The 18,399-nt window shown below is 65.3% G+C and carries 17 protein-coding genes; 9 read left to right on the top strand and 8 right to left on the bottom strand.

Annotated features, from left to right (window positions below; all coding sequences use genetic code 11):
* Window positions 1–15: 15 nt before the first annotated feature.
* From pdxA to ACOYW5_RS06655, 5 genes are all read right to left on the bottom strand, one after another.
* A complete protein-coding gene (pdxA, locus tag ACOYW5_RS06675; RefSeq protein WP_423068466.1) occupies window positions 16–1,044 on the bottom strand; it encodes a 4-hydroxythreonine-4-phosphate dehydrogenase PdxA in 1,029 nt (342 codons plus the stop codon).
* A gap of 216 nt (window positions 1,045–1,260) precedes the next feature.
* Window positions 1,261–2,136 (bottom strand): peptidylprolyl isomerase, encoded by an 876-nt coding sequence (locus ACOYW5_RS06670; RefSeq protein ID WP_423068465.1) that lies wholly within the window; start codon window positions 2,134–2,136, stop codon window positions 1,261–1,263.
* An 83-nt stretch (window positions 2,137–2,219) separates the two neighbouring features.
* Window positions 2,220–4,532 (bottom strand): LPS-assembly protein LptD, encoded by a 2,313-nt coding sequence (locus tag ACOYW5_RS06665; RefSeq protein ID WP_423068464.1) that lies wholly within the window; start codon window positions 4,530–4,532, stop codon window positions 2,220–2,222.
* A complete protein-coding gene (locus ACOYW5_RS06660; protein ID WP_423068463.1) occupies window positions 4,529–5,581 on the bottom strand; it encodes an LptF/LptG family permease in 1,053 nt (350 codons plus the stop codon). The genes ACOYW5_RS06665 and ACOYW5_RS06660 overlap by 4 nt, the downstream gene beginning before the upstream one ends.
* A complete protein-coding gene (locus ACOYW5_RS06655) occupies window positions 5,578–6,666 on the bottom strand; it encodes an LptF/LptG family permease (protein ID WP_423068462.1) in 1,089 nt (362 codons plus the stop codon). Before ACOYW5_RS06655 ends, ACOYW5_RS06660 begins: the two co-directional genes overlap by 4 nt.
* Window positions 6,667–6,890: 224 nt before the next feature.
* Here ACOYW5_RS06655 and ACOYW5_RS06650 point away from each other — a divergent pair, with 224 nt between their 5' ends.
* The 3 genes from ACOYW5_RS06650 to ACOYW5_RS06640 are packed head-to-tail and all read left to right on the top strand — an operon-like array spanning window position 6,891 to window position 9,452.
* Entirely contained in the window at window positions 6,891–8,384 is a 1,494-nt protein-coding gene (locus ACOYW5_RS06650) for a leucyl aminopeptidase (protein WP_423068461.1), read from the top strand.
* Window positions 8,381–8,827 carry a DNA polymerase III subunit chi gene (locus tag ACOYW5_RS06645; protein WP_423068460.1) on the top strand — a complete coding sequence of 149 codons (447 nt, stop codon included), beginning with the start codon at window positions 8,381–8,383 and terminating at the stop codon, window positions 8,825–8,827. The genes ACOYW5_RS06650 and ACOYW5_RS06645 overlap by 4 nt, the downstream gene beginning before the upstream one ends.
* A 7-nt stretch (window positions 8,828–8,834) precedes the next feature.
* A complete protein-coding gene (locus ACOYW5_RS06640; RefSeq protein WP_423069419.1) occupies window positions 8,835–9,452 on the top strand; it encodes a YitT family protein in 618 nt (205 codons plus the stop codon).
* On the opposite strand, the gene ACOYW5_RS06635 is transcribed toward ACOYW5_RS06640, so the two are convergent.
* Both ACOYW5_RS06635 and ACOYW5_RS06630 read right to left on the bottom strand, forming a co-directional pair.
* Window positions 9,449–9,868: a cupin domain-containing protein gene (locus ACOYW5_RS06635; RefSeq protein ID WP_423069418.1), complete on the bottom strand. Its 420-nt coding sequence runs from the start codon at window positions 9,866–9,868 to the stop codon at window positions 9,449–9,451. The two genes, ACOYW5_RS06640 and ACOYW5_RS06635, sit on opposite strands and share 4 nt — an antisense overlap.
* A 5-nt stretch (window positions 9,869–9,873) precedes the next feature.
* Complete coding sequence (locus ACOYW5_RS06630) at window positions 9,874–11,760, bottom strand: ABC-F family ATP-binding cassette domain-containing protein (RefSeq protein WP_423068459.1); 1,887 nt, start codon at window positions 11,758–11,760, stop codon at window positions 9,874–9,876.
* 91 nt (window positions 11,761–11,851) lie between these two features.
* Between ACOYW5_RS06630 and ACOYW5_RS06625 the strand changes: the two genes are divergently transcribed.
* The 5 genes from ACOYW5_RS06625 to ACOYW5_RS06605 all read left to right on the top strand — a co-directional run bounded on the left by ACOYW5_RS06625 (window position 11,852) and on the right by ACOYW5_RS06605 (window position 15,561).
* Window positions 11,852–12,244 carry a hypothetical protein gene (locus ACOYW5_RS06625; protein ID WP_423068458.1) on the top strand — a complete coding sequence of 131 codons (393 nt, stop codon included), beginning with the start codon at window positions 11,852–11,854 and terminating at the stop codon, window positions 12,242–12,244.
* Between the two features lie 230 nt (window positions 12,245–12,474).
* Window positions 12,475–12,897 (top strand): nucleoside-diphosphate kinase, encoded by a 423-nt coding sequence (gene ndk / locus ACOYW5_RS06620; protein ID WP_423068457.1) that lies wholly within the window; start codon window positions 12,475–12,477, stop codon window positions 12,895–12,897.
* A 115-nt stretch (window positions 12,898–13,012) separates the two neighbouring features.
* Window positions 13,013–15,037: a DEAD/DEAH box helicase gene (locus ACOYW5_RS06615; RefSeq protein ID WP_423068456.1), complete on the top strand. Its 2,025-nt coding sequence runs from the start codon at window positions 13,013–13,015 to the stop codon at window positions 15,035–15,037.
* Between the two features lie 55 nt (window positions 15,038–15,092).
* Window positions 15,093–15,371 carry a tautomerase family protein gene (locus ACOYW5_RS06610; protein ID WP_423068455.1) on the top strand — a complete coding sequence of 93 codons (279 nt, stop codon included), beginning with the start codon at window positions 15,093–15,095 and terminating at the stop codon, window positions 15,369–15,371.
* A gap of 4 nt (window positions 15,372–15,375) precedes the next feature.
* Complete coding sequence (locus tag ACOYW5_RS06605) at window positions 15,376–15,561, top strand: tautomerase family protein (RefSeq protein ID WP_423068454.1); 186 nt, start codon at window positions 15,376–15,378, stop codon at window positions 15,559–15,561.
* Window positions 15,562–15,567: 6 nt separating this feature from the next.
* Here the strand turns inward: ACOYW5_RS06605 and ACOYW5_RS06600 are convergent, their stop codons facing one another.
* Window positions 15,568–16,356, bottom strand: a complete 789-nt coding sequence (locus tag ACOYW5_RS06600; protein WP_423068453.1) for a FecR family protein — start codon at window positions 16,354–16,356, stop codon at window positions 15,568–15,570.
* Window positions 16,357–16,531: 175 nt separating this feature from the next.
* On the opposite strand from ACOYW5_RS06600, the gene glsA reads away from it, so the two are divergent.
* The gene (gene glsA, locus ACOYW5_RS06595) at window positions 16,532–18,316 is read left to right on the top strand and encodes a glutaminase A (protein ID WP_423068452.1); all 1,785 of its coding nucleotides are present in this window, start codon (window positions 16,532–16,534) and stop codon (window positions 18,314–18,316) included.
* The last annotated feature ends 83 nt before the right edge of the window (window positions 18,317–18,399 follow it).

Here is an 18,399-nt window from a genome sequence, read left to right as displayed (position 1 = left end):
GACGCCGGTGACTAGCTATTGCGCCGCGGCCAGCTGTACTGTGCCGCCCGTTAGCTGGTCCGCTACCCGGATGGCGTTGAGGAAGCTGGCTTCCGAGCCCTGGCCTGTTCCTGCGAGATCGAAGGCGGTGCCGTGGTCGGGGGAAGTGCGGACAATTGGCAGGCCCAGCGTGATGTTGACCGCTTCGTCGAAGGCCACGGTCTTGATCGGGATCAGCGCCTGGTCGTGATACATGGCGATCACGGCGTCGTAGCGCTCCCAGTGTGGCACGTAGAACAGGGTGTCGGCCGGAATCGGGCCTTCGGCCCGGATGCCGTCGGCGTGCAGCTGCGAAACGGCGGGGCCGACGATCTCAAGATCCTCGGTGCCGATCTTGCCCCCCTCGCTCGCGTGTGGATTGAGGCCGGCAAAGCCCAGCAGCGGGTCGGCAATGCCGAAGCGAGTGCGAAGGTCGTGTGCGACGACGCGACCGGTTTTGACGAGTAGATCCTGCGTGATCAGGTGCGGCACGTCGCGGATTGGGACGTGAATGGTGGCTGGGATGACGCGCAGGCGTTCGTGGGCCAGCATCATGACTGGCAGCGGCGGGTTGCCGTCGCGGTCGGTGAGGGCGGCGAGGAACTCGGTATGGCCGGGATACTTGAAGCCGGCGGTGTAAAGCACGCCCTTGTGGATCGGCGCGGTGACGATGCCGCGGCAGCCGCCGGTGATCGTTGCGTCGACGGCCTGGGTGATCGCCTCGATGACGACCTTGCCCGAGAGCGCGGTGGGATCACCCGGCTTGTCGGGCACGAGGCCCTCAATGTTCGCGACCGGTAGCACGGTGGCAAAGTCTCGCACCGCATCGGCGGGTGTCGAGGCTTCGAGGCGGATCGAGAGGCCGAGCCGGGCGGCGCGGGCACGGAGGAAATCGAGATGGCCGAAAACGATGAAGGGCGGCAGGCCCAGCTCGGCGCGGCGGGCATAGAGGCGGAGGATCAGGTCGGGGCCGATGCCGGCAGGCTCGCCCATGCTGATGGCTAGCGGCAGGTTGGTATCGGCCAAGGCGTCCTCGCACTTACGGGGGCGGCGATGGTGCCGCGAACGCTGTCTAGAGTATTTCACCGTTTCGTTGAAACGGAGAAATACTCCGAGTCATATAGTCGTCGCGCTCTCGAACCGGAAAAGTCTGCAACTTTTCCTGAAAGCGCTCTAGCACGCAGTTCCTAACATAATGGGCCGCACGGGCGGCCCATTTATTGCGACGAGGGCAGGTGCTCGTCAGCTGTAGACGATCTTGGCCTTGGACTTCAGTTCCTGCAGGTACTTCTCGGACTCGGCCTTCATGGCCTCGCCGCCCTGCTGGCTGCGCAGCTTGTTCTTGATGAAGCTGGTGTCGCGCGCCGCGTTCTTGGCGCAGATCGCCAGCATCGAAACGCCCGACTCGGTGACGCGCGGCTTGGTGATGCCGCCCACGTTGAGGCCGGCCAGTTCCTTGGCAAGGGCGTCCGGCAGCTGGGTCGCGTGGCGGCGGCCCATGTCGCGCACGGCGGCGTCCGTATAGTTCAGCGACAGCGTTACGGCGCTGTCGCAGCCGGTGAACGCCTTACGATAGGCGTTCGCCTGGCCGGTCCGAGCCGAAGCGTTGCCGGTGGTGCTGATGAACAGCACTTCCTTGAGGATGTAATCGTAGCTCGAATCCGTATCGAGAGCCGCGGCGGCTTCCTTGTCCAGTTCGAGATCGGAAATCTTGACGCGGGTCTGGACGATCATGCCGCTCAGCTGCTGCCAGGCGAGGGCGGCGCGCAGGCGGGCCCGCATGGTGTCAGCACTGACACCGCGGCTCTGCAGGATCTGGCGCAGCTTGTCGCTCGACACCTTGATGTTGCGTGCGACGTTGGTGAACGCGTCGTCGACCTGCGCTTCCGTGATGGTGATGTTGTACTTCTTGGCTTCCTGCAGCTGCAGCTGCTCGTTGATCAGCTGCTCGGTTGCCTTCTGGCTGCCGCCGCCGCCTTCGAGCGCGAGCAGCTTGATGCGCTGGGAGATCTCGATGTCCGAGATCGGCACGCCGTTCACCGTCACCTTGGTCGCGGCATAGGCCGGGGCAATCGAGAGCGTGGCACCGATGAGCAGGGCAGCGATGAGGCGGAGCATGGTCGTCACCATTCTGTTCGTGGAAGGCAGCCGGATCGCCCCCGGCCGAGCCTTCAATGTTGCAAGATTACGGCCAAAATCGGTTAGTAGCCTGAGCCGAACGTGGCTCCCGGGGCCTTGAGTGCGAACTTGACGCCGAAGCTCACAGAATCCGCACTTTCATGGGTCGCGCCGTTGGCTTGGGCGAAGCCCCCGGCAAGGAAGTAGCCGTCGTCGTAGACCAGTTCGCCGCGCGCTTCCAGCCACTGCCCGGCAGCGAGATCCCATGAGAGGCTGCCACTTGCGACCCAGTAGTCGGCCGGTAGCGGCGCTGTCGCGCGCACGGTGACTTCGTGCTGGTCGGCAATGACGCCGGTGTCGGTATCGGCCGGCAGGTAGATGTAGTCGCCGCCGACGGAAAGGTTGTCGCCCAGCTCGTAGTCGCCGCCTAGGCCGGCGCGTGCGATGCGCGGACCGTCGGGATCGACCTGCACCTTGGCGCCGAGAGTCATCCCCTCGTAGGGCGAGCCGCGCGCGCCGAGCACGACGTAGGACGCATCTTCCTCGAGCCCGCTGCCGACGCCGGTATTGGTCGGGTCGGCCTCGTTGAAGCCGTTGGTGCCGGCGAGGTGGTAGCTCTGGCCCGCAATGACCTCGATCCACTGGCCGGCGGAGAAATTGGCGAGGTAGCGCGCACCGACATTGGCGCGGAGCCCGGTTTCCTGGCGGTCCGGCCCACTGAAGCGGTCGTACGAGAAGATGTTGGTATCATCGAGCACGAAGCTGTGCGCGTTGTCATTGGTGATGCCGACGAGGCTGGTGTCGCTGCCGCGATAGACCAGCTGTGCCACCGGCTCGAACAGGAAGCTGTCGGCGCCGTTGTGGGCGATCAGCGGCCAGCGCACGTCGATGGCGGCGATCGGGGTGGCTTCGAAGAGGAACTGATCGTCCGGCTCGCCGAGCGTGGCGGTGTCGCCGCTGTCGTAGTTGGCGATATCGGCGCGCACGCCGAGATAGGGCGTGGCGACGATGCCGCCAGCGGTGATCATCTGATTCTGCCAGCTGACTTCGCCGCTGGCATGGGTCTTCTGGCCCTCGTAACCGAGCGCGTAGTCGACGCCGTTATAGGTCTCGATCGAATCTTCTGCTCGGTAGACGCCGAGCAGGTTGCCATTGGCGCGCACCTGGCCCCAATCGCCGAGATCGTAATAGCCGCTGCCCCGGGCGTTCGGCGCCGTCAGCCCCTGCTGTTCCTGCGCCAGCGTCGCTTGGGCGTCGCTGTCGAACTGGTCGAGCTTGAGGAATTCCTGCAGCCGGATATCGGCATAGAAATCGGTGCTGAGATGGGTGGCGTAGACTTCGTTCACCACCCAGTCACCGGTCTCGAAGTCGTAGTCGTCGAGATATGCCGCGTCGGAGAACTTGCTGTAGGACCAGCCGACCGTCCAGGTCGCGATCGGCTCGAACTTGCCGGCCGTCTGGATGGCGCCGCGCCAGGGCCGGTCGCCGATACCCTCGAACGCGCCCGGATCGAGCTGGTAGAGGCCGGAGGCGCTCACGCTGAACGAGCCGTAGGTGAAGCGCTGCTCGTACTCGGCTGCCATCAGGAAGCCCTGCCGGGTCATCAGCGAGGGCGACAGCAGGATGTCGATGTCCTCGCCGATGGGGATGAGGTAGGGCGCCGTGGCGCGGGCGCCGTACTCAGGCTTGTAGTTCACGCTCGGCAGCTGGAAGCCGGCATTACGCTTCTTGGTCGGATCGGGGAGCGACAGCCAGGGGAGCCAGGCCACCGGGACGCCGAGGATCTCGAGCGAAGGCTGCTCGAAATAGACGGCTTTGGTGGTGGAGTTCTGGACGAGCTTGGCCGCCTTGACGCGCCAGCCGATGCGGCGGCCCTTCTCGTCGATGCAGAGGCCGCAGGGCGAATAGGTGGCGTCGTTGAGGACGGTCTCGAGCGTCGTCGAGTAGGTGACGTCGCGCGCCGTGACCATGGCGCCATCGCTGGTGGTCAGCGTCAGCGACTGGATGAAGGCTTCCTTCATGCCGCCCGTCACTTCGATCCGCTCGGCAGCATACTTGGTGCCGGTCGGGTCGAGCACTTCGGCATTGCCGGCACAGATCAGCCGGCCGCTCTTCTGCTCGTAGCGCAGATCGTCGCAACTGATTGTGTAGCCTGAATATTTCATGATCACGCGGCCTTCGGCGCTGATCACATCGGCAAGGGCATCATAGGCAAGCGTGTTGGCCTCGACCTGCGCCGGAGAGCCTGGCTCGGGGAGCGTCGCGAAGAAATCCTCGGGAAGGTACTGGGCCTGGGCGGGAAGGGCGGCCATGCCGGCGGCAAAGGCGAGCAGCATCGCGGCGCCAAGCTGGCGCAGGCGAGTACTCCCCCTCCGGTCGCGGCGAATAGTGCTCACGTCCGTCCGTCTTCCCTGTTGAGCAGCACCGTCACACCGATGACGATTGCCACCACCGCCGGCCCTGCGACCGCGACGGCGGGGTGCATCACGCCGGCGCCCCCGGCACGTCCCGCCATCTCGGTCACGACATAAACCAAGACACCAAGGACGATACCATAAAGCACCGCCCCACCATACTTATTGGTCCTTCGATAACCGGCCGTAAACGCGAAGGCAATGACGAGGGAGCCACACAAGCTGAGCGGCAAGCCGATTAACCGCAGGAATCGTGTTTCTACCTCAGCCCGCTCACGCGGATCGGTGAGCCGGGATGCGAGCGAGCCGGCGAGTTCCCACACCGTCAGGTCCGAGACCGAGGCAAGGCGCGTGCGCATGTCGGCGGGGGTACGCGAGGTCGGCAACTGATAGTCGGTGACGTGCCGCGACAGCTCCGCCGCGCGATGGACCGTGGCGGACGGCATCAGCCACAGGCCGCCGGAGAGCGTCGCGGATGCGGCCTCGATGCGGTCGCGTGGTTCGTCCATCAGGAACACGGTGACGTCGGTGAGCTGGGTGCCGGATGGGTCCGACGAAGCGGCCTCGAGGATGTAGTGGGGCTCGGCCCGGCGCTCGTCGAGCCACAGCGCCGACCCGCCCGAGCCGTTCGACACCGGCAGCATGGTCCGGTTGAGCCAGACGACGGCGGTGTCGAAGACTAGCGCGACGAGCAGCCCGCCCAGGATGGTCGCGGCGAGCGGGGCGCGCATGACGCGCCAGACCGATTGGCCGGAGGCCTTGATCACCGTCATTTCGCGCGTCGACTGCAGGCTGAGGAGGCCAGCGATGGCGCCGACGAGAAAGGTGAAGGGCAGGGTCTCGATGATCCAGCGCGCCGCCGAGAGCACGATCCCCGCCACGGCGGCGGATGTGCCACCGGCGGCCGAGAGGCGCTCGAACCGTCCAAGGTTGAGCGACTCCGCCAGCAGCAACAGCCCGTAGAGCACGGCCAGCGACAGCCCGACATTGCCGAGCAGGCGCCGCACCACGATCCAGTCGACCCGGTTCATCCGCTGTGTGCTCCCCGAGGCTGGGGGAGGAACAGGCGCAGGCGGGCTGAGAGGATGACGAGGGCGATCACGAGCAGCACCAGCACGCCCATGAAGTGTTGCTGCCAGCCGCCGATCGGCACGTAGCTGGTCATCGCCCGCTCGACGAGGACCGCGGCGAGGACGGTGAGTTCGATCGGGACAAGCGGATCTCGGCGCCGGCCCGACGGGAAGCCGCCGATGGCGACGACGAACAGGCAGAGCGCCACGACGCGTAGGCCGTCGGCGCTACGCTCGGCGATGCGATTGACCCATTCCTCCGGCCACTCGCCCTCGGCGATGGCTTCATTGACCATGGCGAGAGTGCCGAGGTCGCGGCGGCGCTTTTCGTCGTCGACCTCGCCGGTCAGGCGCTCGAGGGCGATGTCGTAGCGGTCGAACGAGATCTCGGAGAACTGGCCGTCCGCGGTGCGATACTGGATCGTGCCCTTTTCGAGCTGCAGCACGTAGCCGAGTTCGTCGCTCGAGATCAGGGCCGAGTCGGCGATGTAGGTGCGGCGCGTGTTGGGGTCGCGATTGTCGTCGGCAAAGAACGAGGTGATCTCGCCGCGTGGACCGCGGCCGCCGACAGTGACGGTGACGCCTTCGCCGAGCTCGGCAAAGCGGTTCGGCACCAGCGAGCGACCCACGAGGTCAGCCGCCGCCTGGGCCTGTAACATATTGGTGGCGCGCTTCGCCGCCGGCTCGATCACGTGCGAGAGCAGCAGCACCAGCACCATGCCGAGTCCGGCATAGATCAGCACGGCGCGGAACAGGCTCGGAACGAGCTGCGAGACATGGATGGTGTGGAGCTCGCGCGAGGCCTGCATGCCGCGCAGGGCGCGGGCAAGGCCGATGGCGATGCAGGTGTAGAGGAAGGCGATGGCCAGTTGCGGTACGGCGAGGATGGTCTGCCAGAACAGGACGCCAAGCCCGCGTTCGCGCACCGTGTCGATGTCGATGATTCTGAGCGTCTGCGCGAGATAGATGATGGTCAATGCGACCCCGAACAGCCCGGTGGCTTCGGCGGCGAAAAGCTTGAGGAGATAGGTGCTTAGCCGATTCATGCCAGACGGGTACCGAGACGCGCCAGGGCCGGGAACGGGTTCCAGGCTCTCGCAATATCGGCAGTTTGCCCGCCCGTTTGAGGCGTTGGCAAGGACAACGCCGTCGCATCCATGCGTTAGCGCCGGTTTGTTGCGGGATTGACGCGGCGGACATAGGGGCTATCTGTCGAACAACATTTGCGCGGCGCCTAACCGCCCCATTGCCCAGAAGGTACCTTTTCCAAATGCCCAGCCGGATCGAGATCAAGACCGCCGCCCTGACCCCCAAGGCGACGGGCACCCTGGTGATCTATGTCACCGAAGGGGCGGGGCCGACGGGTGCCGGGGCAGCGGTGTGGCAGGCGACCGGGCTCGATTTCAAGACGCTGGCGGCTGCCGCGGGGTTCAAGGGTAAGCAGGGCAATGCCTTCGAGGTGCTGGCACCGCAGGGCGTCAGCGCCGACCGCCTGCTGGTGCTGGGCAGCGGCAAGGCCGGGGAGGGCACGTCGCTTGCCGCCTGGACCGATCGGGGTGGCTCGCTGGCCGGCAAGCTGATGGGGGCCAAGGCGACCAAGGCCGGCGTGCTGCTCGATGAAGAGGCGGCGACGCCGGATCGCGTGGCCGAGCTGGCGGCGGGGCTGAAGCTCCGTCACTACCGGTTCGACCAGTACAAGGCCAAGAAGGAGGACAACGGCGACGCTGGCCTCACGGTGACCCTGCATGTCGCCGACCGCGCCGCGACGGACAAGGCCATCGCCGATCGTGATGCGACCGCAAGCGGCACCATTCTCGCCCGCGACCTGATCCATCAGCCGCCCAATGTGCTCGGGACGCTCGAGTTCGCCGCCGAGGCCGAGAAGCTGACGGCGCTCGGCGTCGAGGTGGAGCAGCTCGACGAGAAGGCGATGCGCAAGCTCGGCATGAACTCGCTGCTGGGGGTGGCACAGGGCTCGGCCCGGCCACCGCGGCTGGTCATCATGCGCTGGAACGGCGGCAAGTCGAAGGACACACCGCTCGCCTTCGTCGGCAAGGGCGTGGTGTTCGATTCCGGCGGCATCTCGATCAAGCCCGGCCTCGGCATGGAGGATATGAAGGGCGACATGGGCGGCGCCGCGGCGGTCACCGGGCTGATGCATGTGCTGGCGACCCGCAAGGCCAAGGTCAACGCCATCGGCGTCATCGGCCTCGTGGAGAACATGCCCTCGGGCACGGCGATGCGCCCGGGCGATATCCTCACCGCGATGAGCGGCACGACGATCGAGATCGTCAATACCGACGCCGAGGGCCGTCTCGTCCTGGCCGATGCGCTCTGGTACACGCAGGACCGCTTCAAGCCGCGCTTCATGATCAACCTCGCGACCCTGACCGGCGCCATCGGCGTGGCGCTTGGCAACGATCACGCGGGGTTGTTCTCGAATGACGATGACCTCGCGAGCAAGCTCACGGCATCCGGTCTCGCGACGGGCGAGAAGCTCTGGCGCATGCCGCTCGGGCCGGCTTACGACAAGCTGATCGAGAGCCGCTTCGCCGACATCAAGAACTCGGGCGGCCGTCCGGCCGGCTCGATCACCGCAGCGCAGTTCCTCAAGCGCTTCGTCAACGACGTGCCGTGGGCGCATCTCGATATCGCGGCAGTGGCGCTCGCCTCGCCGACCACCGAGACCAACCAGTCCTGGGCTTCCGGGTTCGGCGTGGCGCTGCTCGACCGGCTGGTGCGGGACTATTTCGAGGCCAAATGACCGAGATCCTCTTCTACCACCTCGAAAGCCAGCCGCTGGAGCGGGTGCTGCCGGTGCTGGTCGAGAAATCGCTCGAGCGCGGCTGGCATGTGGTGGTGGAAGCGGGTTCGGAAGAGCGGGCGGATGCGCTCGACCACGCGCTCTGGACCTATCGCGACGACAGCTTCCTGCCGCACTCGCGCTCGGGGGGCGATGCCGATCACCTGCAGCCGGTGCTGATCACGACACGTCCGCACAACCCCAACAATGCGGAGGTGCGGTTCTTCGTCGATCGCGCCGTGCCGCAGACGGGCGAGGGCTATCAGCGCATCGTCTTCATGTTCTCGGGGCACGACCCGGACGCGGTGACCGAGGCGCGGACCGCGTGGAAGGCCCTGCGGGACGGGAACGAAGTGACGTACTGGCAGCAGGAGCCGGGCGGGCGGTGGGTGAAGAAGGGCTGACGGATTGGTGCAGGAAGACCTACCGACCGCAGCCCGTCACACGCTCTACGAGGACGTCTTCGCCATCCTGATCGGCACGTCGATGGTGGCGCTGGGGATCACGCTGTTCAGCAAGGCGACGCTGATCACCGGTTCCACTGCAGGTATCGCCCTGCTGCTCCAGTATGCGACCGGCGTGCAGTTCGGCATCCTGTTCTTTGCCATCAACCTGCCCTTCTACCTGTTGGCCGCGTTGCGCATGGGCTGGCCATTCACCATCAAGACGATGGCGTCCGTCGTCCTGGTCTCGGCGTTTTCGGCGCTCTTCCCCCAGTGGCTACAGATTTCGGCCATCGAACCGATCTTTGCGGCTCCGATCGGGGGCGTGCTGATCGGCCTCGGTATCCTGTCGCTGTTCCGCCACCGCGCCAGCGTGGGCGGGGTGACGATCCTGTCGCTGTTCCTTCAGGACAAGTTCGGTATCCGTGCCGGCTACCTGCAACTAGGCATCGATGCGGTGATCCTTGCGGCGGCGTTCTTCGTGGTCCCCGTCGATCGCGCCATCCTGTCGCTGTTCGGCGCGCTGGTGCTGAACATGATCGTCGGGCTGAACCACAAGCCCGGGCGCTATGTCGGGTTCAGTTAGCCCGGTTCCCACCCCTCCGGCGCCTGCTCGAACTTGCTGAACTGAAAACCCGGTGAGACCGTGCATCCGACCAGTGACCAGTCGCCGAGGCAGGTGGCGCTCTGCCAGGCGTGGCCCGGGATCACCAATTGGGGACGTTCGCCTGAGCGGAAGTCGCTGCCGAGCTTGTGGTCGGTGACGGACTTGCCGTCGCGCGAGATGCGGAGGGTGAGCGGCGAGCCGGCGTACCAGTGCCAGACTTCGGACGAATCGACGCGATGCCACGCACCCGTCTGGTGATCCGTCAGCAGATAGTAGATCAGCGTCGAGATCGGACGCCCGGTTGGGCCCAGGCTGTCCGCAAAGGTCTGGCGGTAGAAGCCGCCTTCCGGATGCGGTTCGAGCCCGAGCAGGCTGATCAGTTCGGACGCCGTGATGCTGCTCACTGTGCCCTCTCGGCGGCTTCCAGCTCCTCGCTGAGCATGAGCCACTTCTCCTCTGCGCCGGCGATTTCGCCTTCGAACCGTGCCTTGTCCTTGCCAAGCGATATCACGCGCTCGGGGGCGCCGTCATACGTCTTTGGATCAGCGAGGATGCCGTCGACGCGGGCCAGTTCGGTGCGGAGGCGTCCGAGCTTTTGCTCGATGTCTTTGATCGATTTGCGCAGCGGCGCGACTTCGAGGCGCCTGGCTGCCGCATCCTGCCGGACGGCCTTGCGGTCCTCGACGACGATCGGTGCGCTGGCCTTCTTGCCGCCCTTGCCGTTCGAGTTGGATGTGAGCTGGCGCTGGTAAGAATCAAGGTCGTCGTCGAATTCCTCGATCGTGCCGTTCTGCGCAATCCACAGCTTGTCGGCGGTAGCATCGATCAGGTGGCGGTCGTGGCTGATGATCAGCACGGCGCCGGTATAGTCGTTGAGCGCGGCGACGAGGGCGTCGCGGCTGTCGATATCGAGATGATTGGTCGGCTCGTCGAGAATGAGCATGCCCGGGCCGCCGAAGGTGATGAGCCCGAGGAGCAGGCGCGCACGCTCGCCGCCCGAGAGGTTCTTGACCTTGGTGTCCATTCGCGAAGTCGTGAGGCCCATCTGCGCGATGCGCGACCGGCGTTTGGCCTCACTGTCATAGGGCATCAGATCGATGACGTGCTCGAACGGCGTCTGCTCGGGCTTGAGGTGGTCGAGCTGGTGCTGGGCGAAATAGGCGATCTCCAGCCCCTTGCCCTTGCGCATCTCGCCACCCATCGGCTTGAGCTCGTTCGAGAGCAGCTTGGCGAAGGTCGACTTGCCGTTGCCGTTGACCCCGATCAGCGCGATGCGGTCATCCGGATCGATGCGGTTAGTGATGTGGCGTAGGATCACCTTGTCGCCGTAACCCACCGACACGTTGTCGAAGGTCATCATCGGCGTTGCCGGGATCTTCTTGGGCTGCGGGAAGTTGAAGGGCAGGGACGTCTCGTCGAACATTGCCGCCGGCGGCTTCAGCTTGGCGATCATTTTCACGCGCGCCTGCGCCTGGGCGGCTTTCGTGGCCTTGGCCTTGAAGCGATCGACGAATTTCTGCAGGTGCGCGATCTGGTCGAGTGTCTTCTCGCGCGCCTTGTTGTTGAGCTCCATCTGCATGCGACGCGTCTCTTCGAACGTGTCGTAATTGCCTTTGTAGAAGGTGAGCTTCTTGTGCTCGAGATGGGCGATCGAGGTCACGGCCTTGTTGAGCAGGTCGCGATCGTGGCTGATCATGAACACGGTGTAGGGGTAGGTCTGGAGGTACTTCTCCAGCCATAGCGTGCCTTCGAGATCGAGGTAGTTGGTCGGCTCGTCCAGCAGCAGCAGGTCGGGCTGCGAGAACAGCACCGCCGCCAGCGATACGCGCATGCGCCAGCCGCCGGAGAGTTCGGACGTCGGCCCAAGCTGGCGGTCCTTCTCGAAGCCGAGGCCCTTGAGGATGGTCGACGCGCGCGCTTCGGCGGTGTGCGCGTCGATCTCGGCGAGGCGGGTGTGGATATCGCCTATGCGGTGCGGATCGGTCGCCGTTTCGGCTTCGGCGAGGAGCGCGGTACGCTCCTTGTCGGCCATCAGGACGACGTCGAGGACCGTGACTTCGCTCGCCACCGCTTCCTGCGCCACCGAGCCGATGCGGGCCTTCTTGTTGACTTCGATGGTCCCGGTCTCGGGCGCCAGCTGACCCTGGATCAGATGGAACAGCGTGGTCTTGCCCGTACCGTTCTTGCCGACGAATCCGGTCTTGGACCCGTCGGGTAGGACCAGCGAGGCATTCTCGAACAGGGGCCGGCCCTGGATGCGGTAGGTTAGGTCGTTGATGGTGAGCATATTCGTCGTTCCTCGCAGCGAGCGGGGAACCTCGCGTCTTGATCATGTGGTTGTTGCTGGTGCCAATAGAGCGAACAAGGAGACAAGTCCAATGATCCGGCCGATTGCCAGCCTTGCCATATTGCTGGCCCTTGCGGCGCCCGCGCTCGCCGAGGACCCCGCATTCACGACGCTCACCGCATGCCGGCTCGATCCCGAGCGCATCGCCCTGACCTATGCCTTCGACGGCGGTGCCTGCCAGAAGGTGGGCGAGATCACCGCCGCAGAGCCGCGTGGCACGATCGCCGCGGTGACCATCCCGACCAGCAGGACTTCGGAGATGTGCACCATGCAGATCGTCAGCATAGAGGGCCACGCAGTGCTGCGCCTGCCGGAACCGGTGTTCGACCTCGATGTCGAGGTGCTGCACCCCGACAACCGCGTGCAGGCGGCGGGGGTGATCGAGCTGGATGAAGACGGTGAGTGCGTGGAGCCGGCGCAGTAGGGTGTGTAGGTCGACTGCCCAACCCACTGGCTGTCACGCCTGCGAAGGCAGAGGGCCAACTCTCAGCCGGCGCTGGTGGCGCGATGGATCCCAGCCTTCGCTGGGATGACAGCGGTGGATAGGGCGGACCATACACCCCCAATCTACCTGCGAACGCCCGTCTTGCGCGCGTCACGCCTTATCGGTAGAAGGCCGCACTCCAATTCAGACCTACTCCAAGGACCAGACACATGGCCATCGAGCGCACCTTCTCCATCATCAAGCCCGATGCGGTTCGCCGCGACCTGATCGGCAACATCCTTGCCGTGTTCGAAAAGAACGGCCTGCGCCCCGTCGCGCTGAAGAAGATCAAGATGACCCGCGCCCAGGCCGAGGGCTTCTATGCCGTCCACAAGGATCGCCCCTTCTTTGGCGAGCTGGTCGAGACCATGACTTCGGGTCCTGTCGTCGTGCAGGTGCTCGAAGGTGAGGGCGCGATCCTTAGGAACCGTGAAGTGATGGGCGCCACCAACCCGGCCAACGCCGCCGAGGGCACTATCCGCAAGCTCTACGCCCTGTCGGTTGGCGAGAACTCGGTGCACGGTTCGGACGCTCCCGAGACCGCCGCGCAGGAGATCAAGTTCTTCTTCAACGACGACGAGATCGTCGGCTGAACTGCCCGATAGTCCGATTACCGAGGGCCGCCTCCGGGCGGCCCTTTTGTTTTGCCACAAGACCGGCACTGCGCCGCGGGTGTATGAACATCCGCATACAAGCGAAAGCGACCCCGTGAACCTGCCCGACACTATCCATCCTGCGCTTGCAGCAGCCCTTGCCGAGCGCGGCTACGAGACGCTGACCCCGGTGCAGCTGAGCGTGCTCGCGCCCGAGGCGGCGGAACGCGACCTGCTGGTGTCCGCGCAGACCGGATCCGGCAAGACCGTGGCCTTTGGCATGGCAATTGCGCCGACGCTGCTGGGCGGCGAGGCCAAGTTCGGCCATGCGACGACGCCGCTAGCGCTGCTGATCGCGCCGACGCGCGAACTCGCCATGCAGGTGCAGCGCGAGCTCGAATGGCTCTATGCCGGCACGGACGCGCGCATTGCGGCGGGCGTCGGCGGCATGGATATTCGCACCGAGCGGCGGGCGCTGGAGCGTGGGGCGCATATCGTCGTCGGCACGCCGGGGCGTCTGCGCGACCATATTTCGAAGGGCGCGCTCGATCTCGGCCAGGTTCGCGCTGTGGTGCTGGACGAGGCCGACGAGATGCTCGATCTCGGTTTCCGCGAGGATCTCGAGTTCATCCTCGAGGCCGCCCCAGAGGAGCGGCGGACGCTGCTGTTCTCGGCCACGGTGCCGCGCGCCATCGCCGATCTCGCCAAGACCTTCCAGCGCGATGCGCTTCGGCTCGTCGCGACCAGTGCCGGCGAACAGCATGCCGATATCGAGTACCAGCAGATCGTCGTGCGCAATGACGAGAAGGAGCACGCGGTCATCAACACGCTGCTGCTCCACGACAGCTCGAACACGATCGTTTTCTGCCACACGCGCGAGTCGGTGAAACACCTTACCGCGCGTCTCGCCAACCGCGGCTTTCCGGTGGTGGCGCTGTCGGGCGAGCTGACCCAGGCCGAGCGTACCAATGCGCTGCAGGCGATGCGCGACGGCCGGGCCCGGGTGTGTGTCGCGACCGACGTCGCTGCGCGCGGTATCGACCTGCCAAATCTTGACCTCGTCATCCACGCCGACATCCCCTCGAACCCCGAGACGCTGCTGCACCGCTCCGGCCGCACCGGCCGGGCAGGGCGCAAGGGCATCTGCGCCCTGATCGTGCCGATGCACCGCCGCAGCGCCGCCGCACGCGTGCTGCGTGCCGCCAATCTCGACTCGACGACGCGCGGCGCTCCCACGATTGCCGAGATCGAGGCACGCAATCGCGAGCAGATCCTTGCTGCTGCGGGCGAGACGGCGACTGGGGACGATATCGATGCCGGTTTCGTCGCCGAACTTCTGCAGCGCGTGACGCCCGAACAGCTCGCGGCCGCCTATATCCGCCGCGAGCTCGCCTCACGGCCGGCGGCCGAGGAAGTGGCCGATGCTCCGATCCAGGCCTTCCAGGAGAAGGCGCCGCGTCGCGACAAGCGCTTCGTCGATGAGGAGGGCCCGAAGGGCCGGCCGGAGCCGATGACCGATGGGCGCTGGTTCACGCTCTCCATCGGCCGCAATCGCCGCGCCGATCCAAAATGGCTGCTGCCGCTGATCTGCAAGGCGGGCGACGTCACCAAGCGCGACATCGGCTCGATCAAGATCTTCGACACCGAGACCCGCTTCGAGATCGCCGCCGACAAGGCCGACGCCTTCGCGCGGACTGTTGCCAGCAATGGCAGCAGCATCGAGAACGGGGCTGACATCCAGCCGTCGAGCGCGCCCGGGGCGCAGCAGCGCAAGAGCTTCAGGCGCGATGATGGCCCGCCGCGTCAGTACAAACCACGCGGCGACGATGCGCCACGTCGGGAATACAAGCCGCGCCGCGAAGAGGATGCACGGCCCGCTCGTGACGACGGTCCGCGTTACAAGGTGCGATCAGACAAGGGTGCCAAGCTCGCCACCAGACCGGCCCGCGAGATTACCCCGCCCGTGGCTCAGGAAGCTGTGCGCGAGCGTCCGGCGCCGGATCACAAGCCTAAGGCGGCCAAGTTCAACCCCAAGGACAAGGGCAAGCCGAAGTACAAGAACCGGGTCAAGCACGACCCGCCGGCAGGGGCCGGTGCTGCCCCGCGCAAGGCCAAGAAGGGCTACGAACCGCTCGATTGACGAACGTACCTCCGCTGCAGCATCCTCCGTGTACTCTTGGAGGAGAAACAACGACATGCCTTACGTCCGTATCGAGATCACCGACGGCGCAACTTACGAACAGAAGTTGCAGATTTACAAAGAGACCACGGAGATGCTGGTCCGGATTCTGAACAAGAAACCGGAATACACATTCGTCGTCATCGAAGAGGTCGACAACAAGAACTGGGGCCACATGGGTACGTCGGTGGCCAAGATTCGCGAGGCCGAGGCCAAGGAACGCGGCAAGGCGGCTGGCAAGAAGGCCGCATCCAAACAGGCCGCTCCAAAGAAGGCCTCGGCCAAGAAGGCCTGACGCAGTGCCCGAAATCCTCGTTCACATCGTCGAAGGGCGCTCGGTCGCCGCGAAGAAGGCACTGATGAAGGACATCACCGAAGCGGTGGTGAAGAACTTCAACGTGCCTCCCGGGCGTGTCGTCGTCCAGATCGTGGAAAGCCCCAGGGACAGCAAGTCGAGGGGCGGAGTGCCCTTCGACGAGATGTGACCGAGGCTACTGCGAGCTGCAGCCGTAGGGGTACTCTCCGCAGCCGTCGTCTTCGTCCCCATCGCCGGCGCCCTGGCCTTGGATCAGGCTGGGTTCCGGCGGCTGGCGCAGGCCGCGGTTGAAGCAGGCGAGCGCTTCCTCGAAGCGAAACTCGCCGAGCAGCGGCATCTGCGTCCGAGCGTAGAGGAAGGACTGGCGCAGGTCGTTGCGCTCCTTGCCGAAGATGTCGTCCACGTTGCCGACGATCGTTGACTGTGAGGGCTCGATGGTTCCCACGTCGCAGGTGCTGGTCAGCGAGACGCACTTGTTGTCGAAGTTACAGAGTGCCACCGCGCCATTGTAGAGAATAACCTTGGTCAGGAGGCCGAGGACGGTAAAGTCGAACTCGGTGCCGCGGACGCCGATGGTGCCAGTGGGCGTCTTGATGATGTATTTGTCATGGTCCGCCTCGCCGGTGGCGAAGCGGAACGTGCCGGCGAGCGCGTTGATGGCCAGTTTGCCAGCCGACTGATCGTCGCGCAGCAGGTAATCCTCGATCAGCAGCGCCGAGTTGGGGCCGACCACCAGCTCGGTATTGTCCGAGAACTTGATCTGCACCTGGCCCTTGGGGCCGGTCGTGACATTGTCGCCGATGAAGATGTCGGCGCCGACAGTGAGCACGCGCACTTCGCCTGCCTTGTCGGCTTCGGCCGCCGGCTTGACGCCCAGCGCCGTACCGCTGGCTGCCCAAGCCGAAACGGCGCCTGCAACGATGAGTGCCGCCCCCAAGGCGGCCGCAATACGAAGTCCTGACATGGTTATCCTCACATCCCCAACGAAACCCGCCCTCGTGATCCCCGGGCGGGCCTTCGCGCTATTGCTCAATTCGTAACATGATGATTTAGTTTGCTTATGCCGTAGGCATTCCAGAGTCAATTGTATGCAACAAGTCGATCTTCGGGTGCCTAGTCTGACGCCCAGGGAACTGCCCGTGTGGCAGTACCTAAACGATCTGTATGACCGGCATTTGCCAAACCGTAGTGGAGACCTCGCGAGCTATATCCCGGAGCTCGCGGCAGTTGATCCAGACCAGTTCTCGATCGCCTTTGCAACGACCGACGGGTTTGTCTACGAAGTCGGCGATGCGAATGCGCTTTTCACGATACAGTCGGTATCGAAGGCGGTCATCTATGCGCTGGCGCTCGAGGATCATGGCCGCGAGGACGTGCTGAAGCATATCGGCGTCGAGCCATCGGGTGATGCCTTCAACTCGATCACCTTCGACGAGGTCAACAATCGGCCGTTTAACCCAATGGTCAATGCCGGCGCGATCGCTGCGAGCGCCATGATCAAGGGTGCCAACCACGCCGAACGCTACCAACGCATCCTCGACATCTTCGAGCGCTTCACCGGGCGCGTGCTCGACCTCGATGAGGCCGTGTACCGCTCCGAGGCCCTGACCGGCAACCGCAACCGCGCGATCGCCTATCTCGAGCTCAACTCGGGGATGATCGACGGTGATGTCGACGAACATCTCGATCTCTACTTCCGCCAGTGCTCGCTGCTGGTCACCGCGCGCGACCTCGCGCTGATCGGGGCCACCTTCGCCAATGGCGGCATCAACCCGCTGACCCGCCAGCGCGCCATCTCGACGGAAAATGTGCGCTCGGTTCTTTCGGTGATGAACACCTGCGGCATGTACGACTATGCCGGCGGCTGGCAGTTCAGCGTCGGCCTACCGGCCAAGAGCGGAGTAGGGGGCGGGATCACCGCCGTGCTGCCGGGCCAGCTCGGTATCGGCACCTTCTCGCCGCGGCTCGATGCCGTGGGCAACAGCGCCCGCGGCGTGCAGGTGTGCGAAGACATCTCGGCCAACTTCCGCCTGCATCTGTTCGAGGATCGCGGCGCCGGGCTGGTGCCGTTGCGCCGTGTCTATCGCGCCGACGAAGTGCATTCCAAACGCGTTCGCCGCCCGGACCAGACGCGCCTGCTCGATCGATTCGGCCACCTGGTCGTGGTCTACGAGCTGCAGGGAGAACTGAGCTTTACCGAGGCGGAGCGGGTGACGCGCCGCATGGTGGAGGACATGGGCAGCGCCTACTTCGTGGTGGTCGACCTGACGCGGGTTCTGCGCATCGACGGGGTCGCCATCACGCTGTTCAACACCGCCCGCAAGAGCCTCGCGGCGGCCGGCAAGGGCTTCGCGGTGGTCAGCATCTCAGACGACCTGCCTTCGTCCTTCGAACAGGACATGCACTTTCCCAGCATCGACTTCGCGCTCGAATACTTCGAGGATCGCCTGCTCGAGCGCGCCGGCAGTTCGCTCAGCGAAACCGCCATTCCGCTGGAGCAGTTCGACGTCCTCGCTGGTCTCGATGCGCAGAAGCTGTCGCAGCTGACGCGCCGGCTGCGGATGGTGCCGTTCGAGCGGGGTATGACGCTGATTTCGACCAACGCCCGGGCGGACGAACTGTTCTTCCTCACCGAGGGGCATGTCGACATCGCGGTGCGCGTGGGCAACGGGCCGAGCCATCGCGTCAGTACGGTCGAGGCCGGGACGGTGTTCGGCGAACTCGCGCTGTTCGGCAATGGCCCGCGCACCGCCGATGTGATCGCTGCGACCAAAGGGGCGGCCATGGTGCTCGACCGCGACGCGCTCGACGACCTGCGCGACAATGCTCCCGAGGCACACGCGGCGCTGCTGCTGGCCGTGGGCGCCAGCCTCGCCGACCGCCTGCGGCGGGCCAATGCCGAAATCCGGGCGCTATCGCGGTAGGCCTTCTGCCTGCCACCACCCCGCCGTCATCCGCGGGTCAAGCCCACGGATGACGACTGAGAGCGGGGGCCGACCAAAATCGG

Origin of the sequence: Devosia sp. CN2-171 (assembly GCF_049354815.1) — a bacterium.
In the GTDB taxonomy this organism is placed as follows: Bacteria; Pseudomonadota; Alphaproteobacteria; order Rhizobiales; family Devosiaceae; genus Devosia_A.
Note: the sequence above shows the minus strand (reverse complement) of the source record. Positions and strands in the feature narration are given on the sequence as shown.

What these genes read in the sequence shown, in the direction of transcription:
- ACOYW5_RS06670 (WP_423068465.1), bottom strand. Translation starts at nt 2,136, where the DNA reads ATGCTCCGCCTCATCGCTGCCCTGCTCATCGGTGCCACGCTCTCGATT.
- ACOYW5_RS06660 (WP_423068463.1), bottom strand. Translation starts at nt 5,581, where the DNA reads ATGAACCGGGTCGACTGGATCGTGGTGCGGCGCCTGCTCGGCAATGTC.
- ACOYW5_RS06655 (WP_423068462.1), bottom strand. Translation starts at nt 6,666, where the DNA reads ATGAATCGGCTAAGCACCTATCTCCTCAAGCTTTTCGCCGCCGAAGCC.
- ACOYW5_RS06650 (WP_423068461.1), top strand. Translation starts at nt 6,891, where the DNA reads ATGCCCAGCCGGATCGAGATCAAGACCGCCGCCCTGACCCCCAAGGCG.
- ACOYW5_RS06645 (WP_423068460.1), top strand. Translation starts at nt 8,381, where the DNA reads ATGACCGAGATCCTCTTCTACCACCTCGAAAGCCAGCCGCTGGAGCGG.
- ACOYW5_RS06630 (WP_423068459.1), bottom strand. Translation starts at nt 11,760, where the DNA reads ATGCTCACCATCAACGACCTAACCTACCGCATCCAGGGCCGGCCCCTG.
- ACOYW5_RS06625 (WP_423068458.1), top strand. Translation starts at nt 11,852, where the DNA reads ATGATCCGGCCGATTGCCAGCCTTGCCATATTGCTGGCCCTTGCGGCG.
- ndk (WP_423068457.1), top strand. Translation starts at nt 12,475, where the DNA reads ATGGCCATCGAGCGCACCTTCTCCATCATCAAGCCCGATGCGGTTCGC.
- ACOYW5_RS06610 (WP_423068455.1), top strand. Translation starts at nt 15,093, where the DNA reads ATGCCTTACGTCCGTATCGAGATCACCGACGGCGCAACTTACGAACAG.
- ACOYW5_RS06600 (WP_423068453.1), bottom strand. Translation starts at nt 16,356, where the DNA reads ATGTCAGGACTTCGTATTGCGGCCGCCTTGGGGGCGGCACTCATCGTT.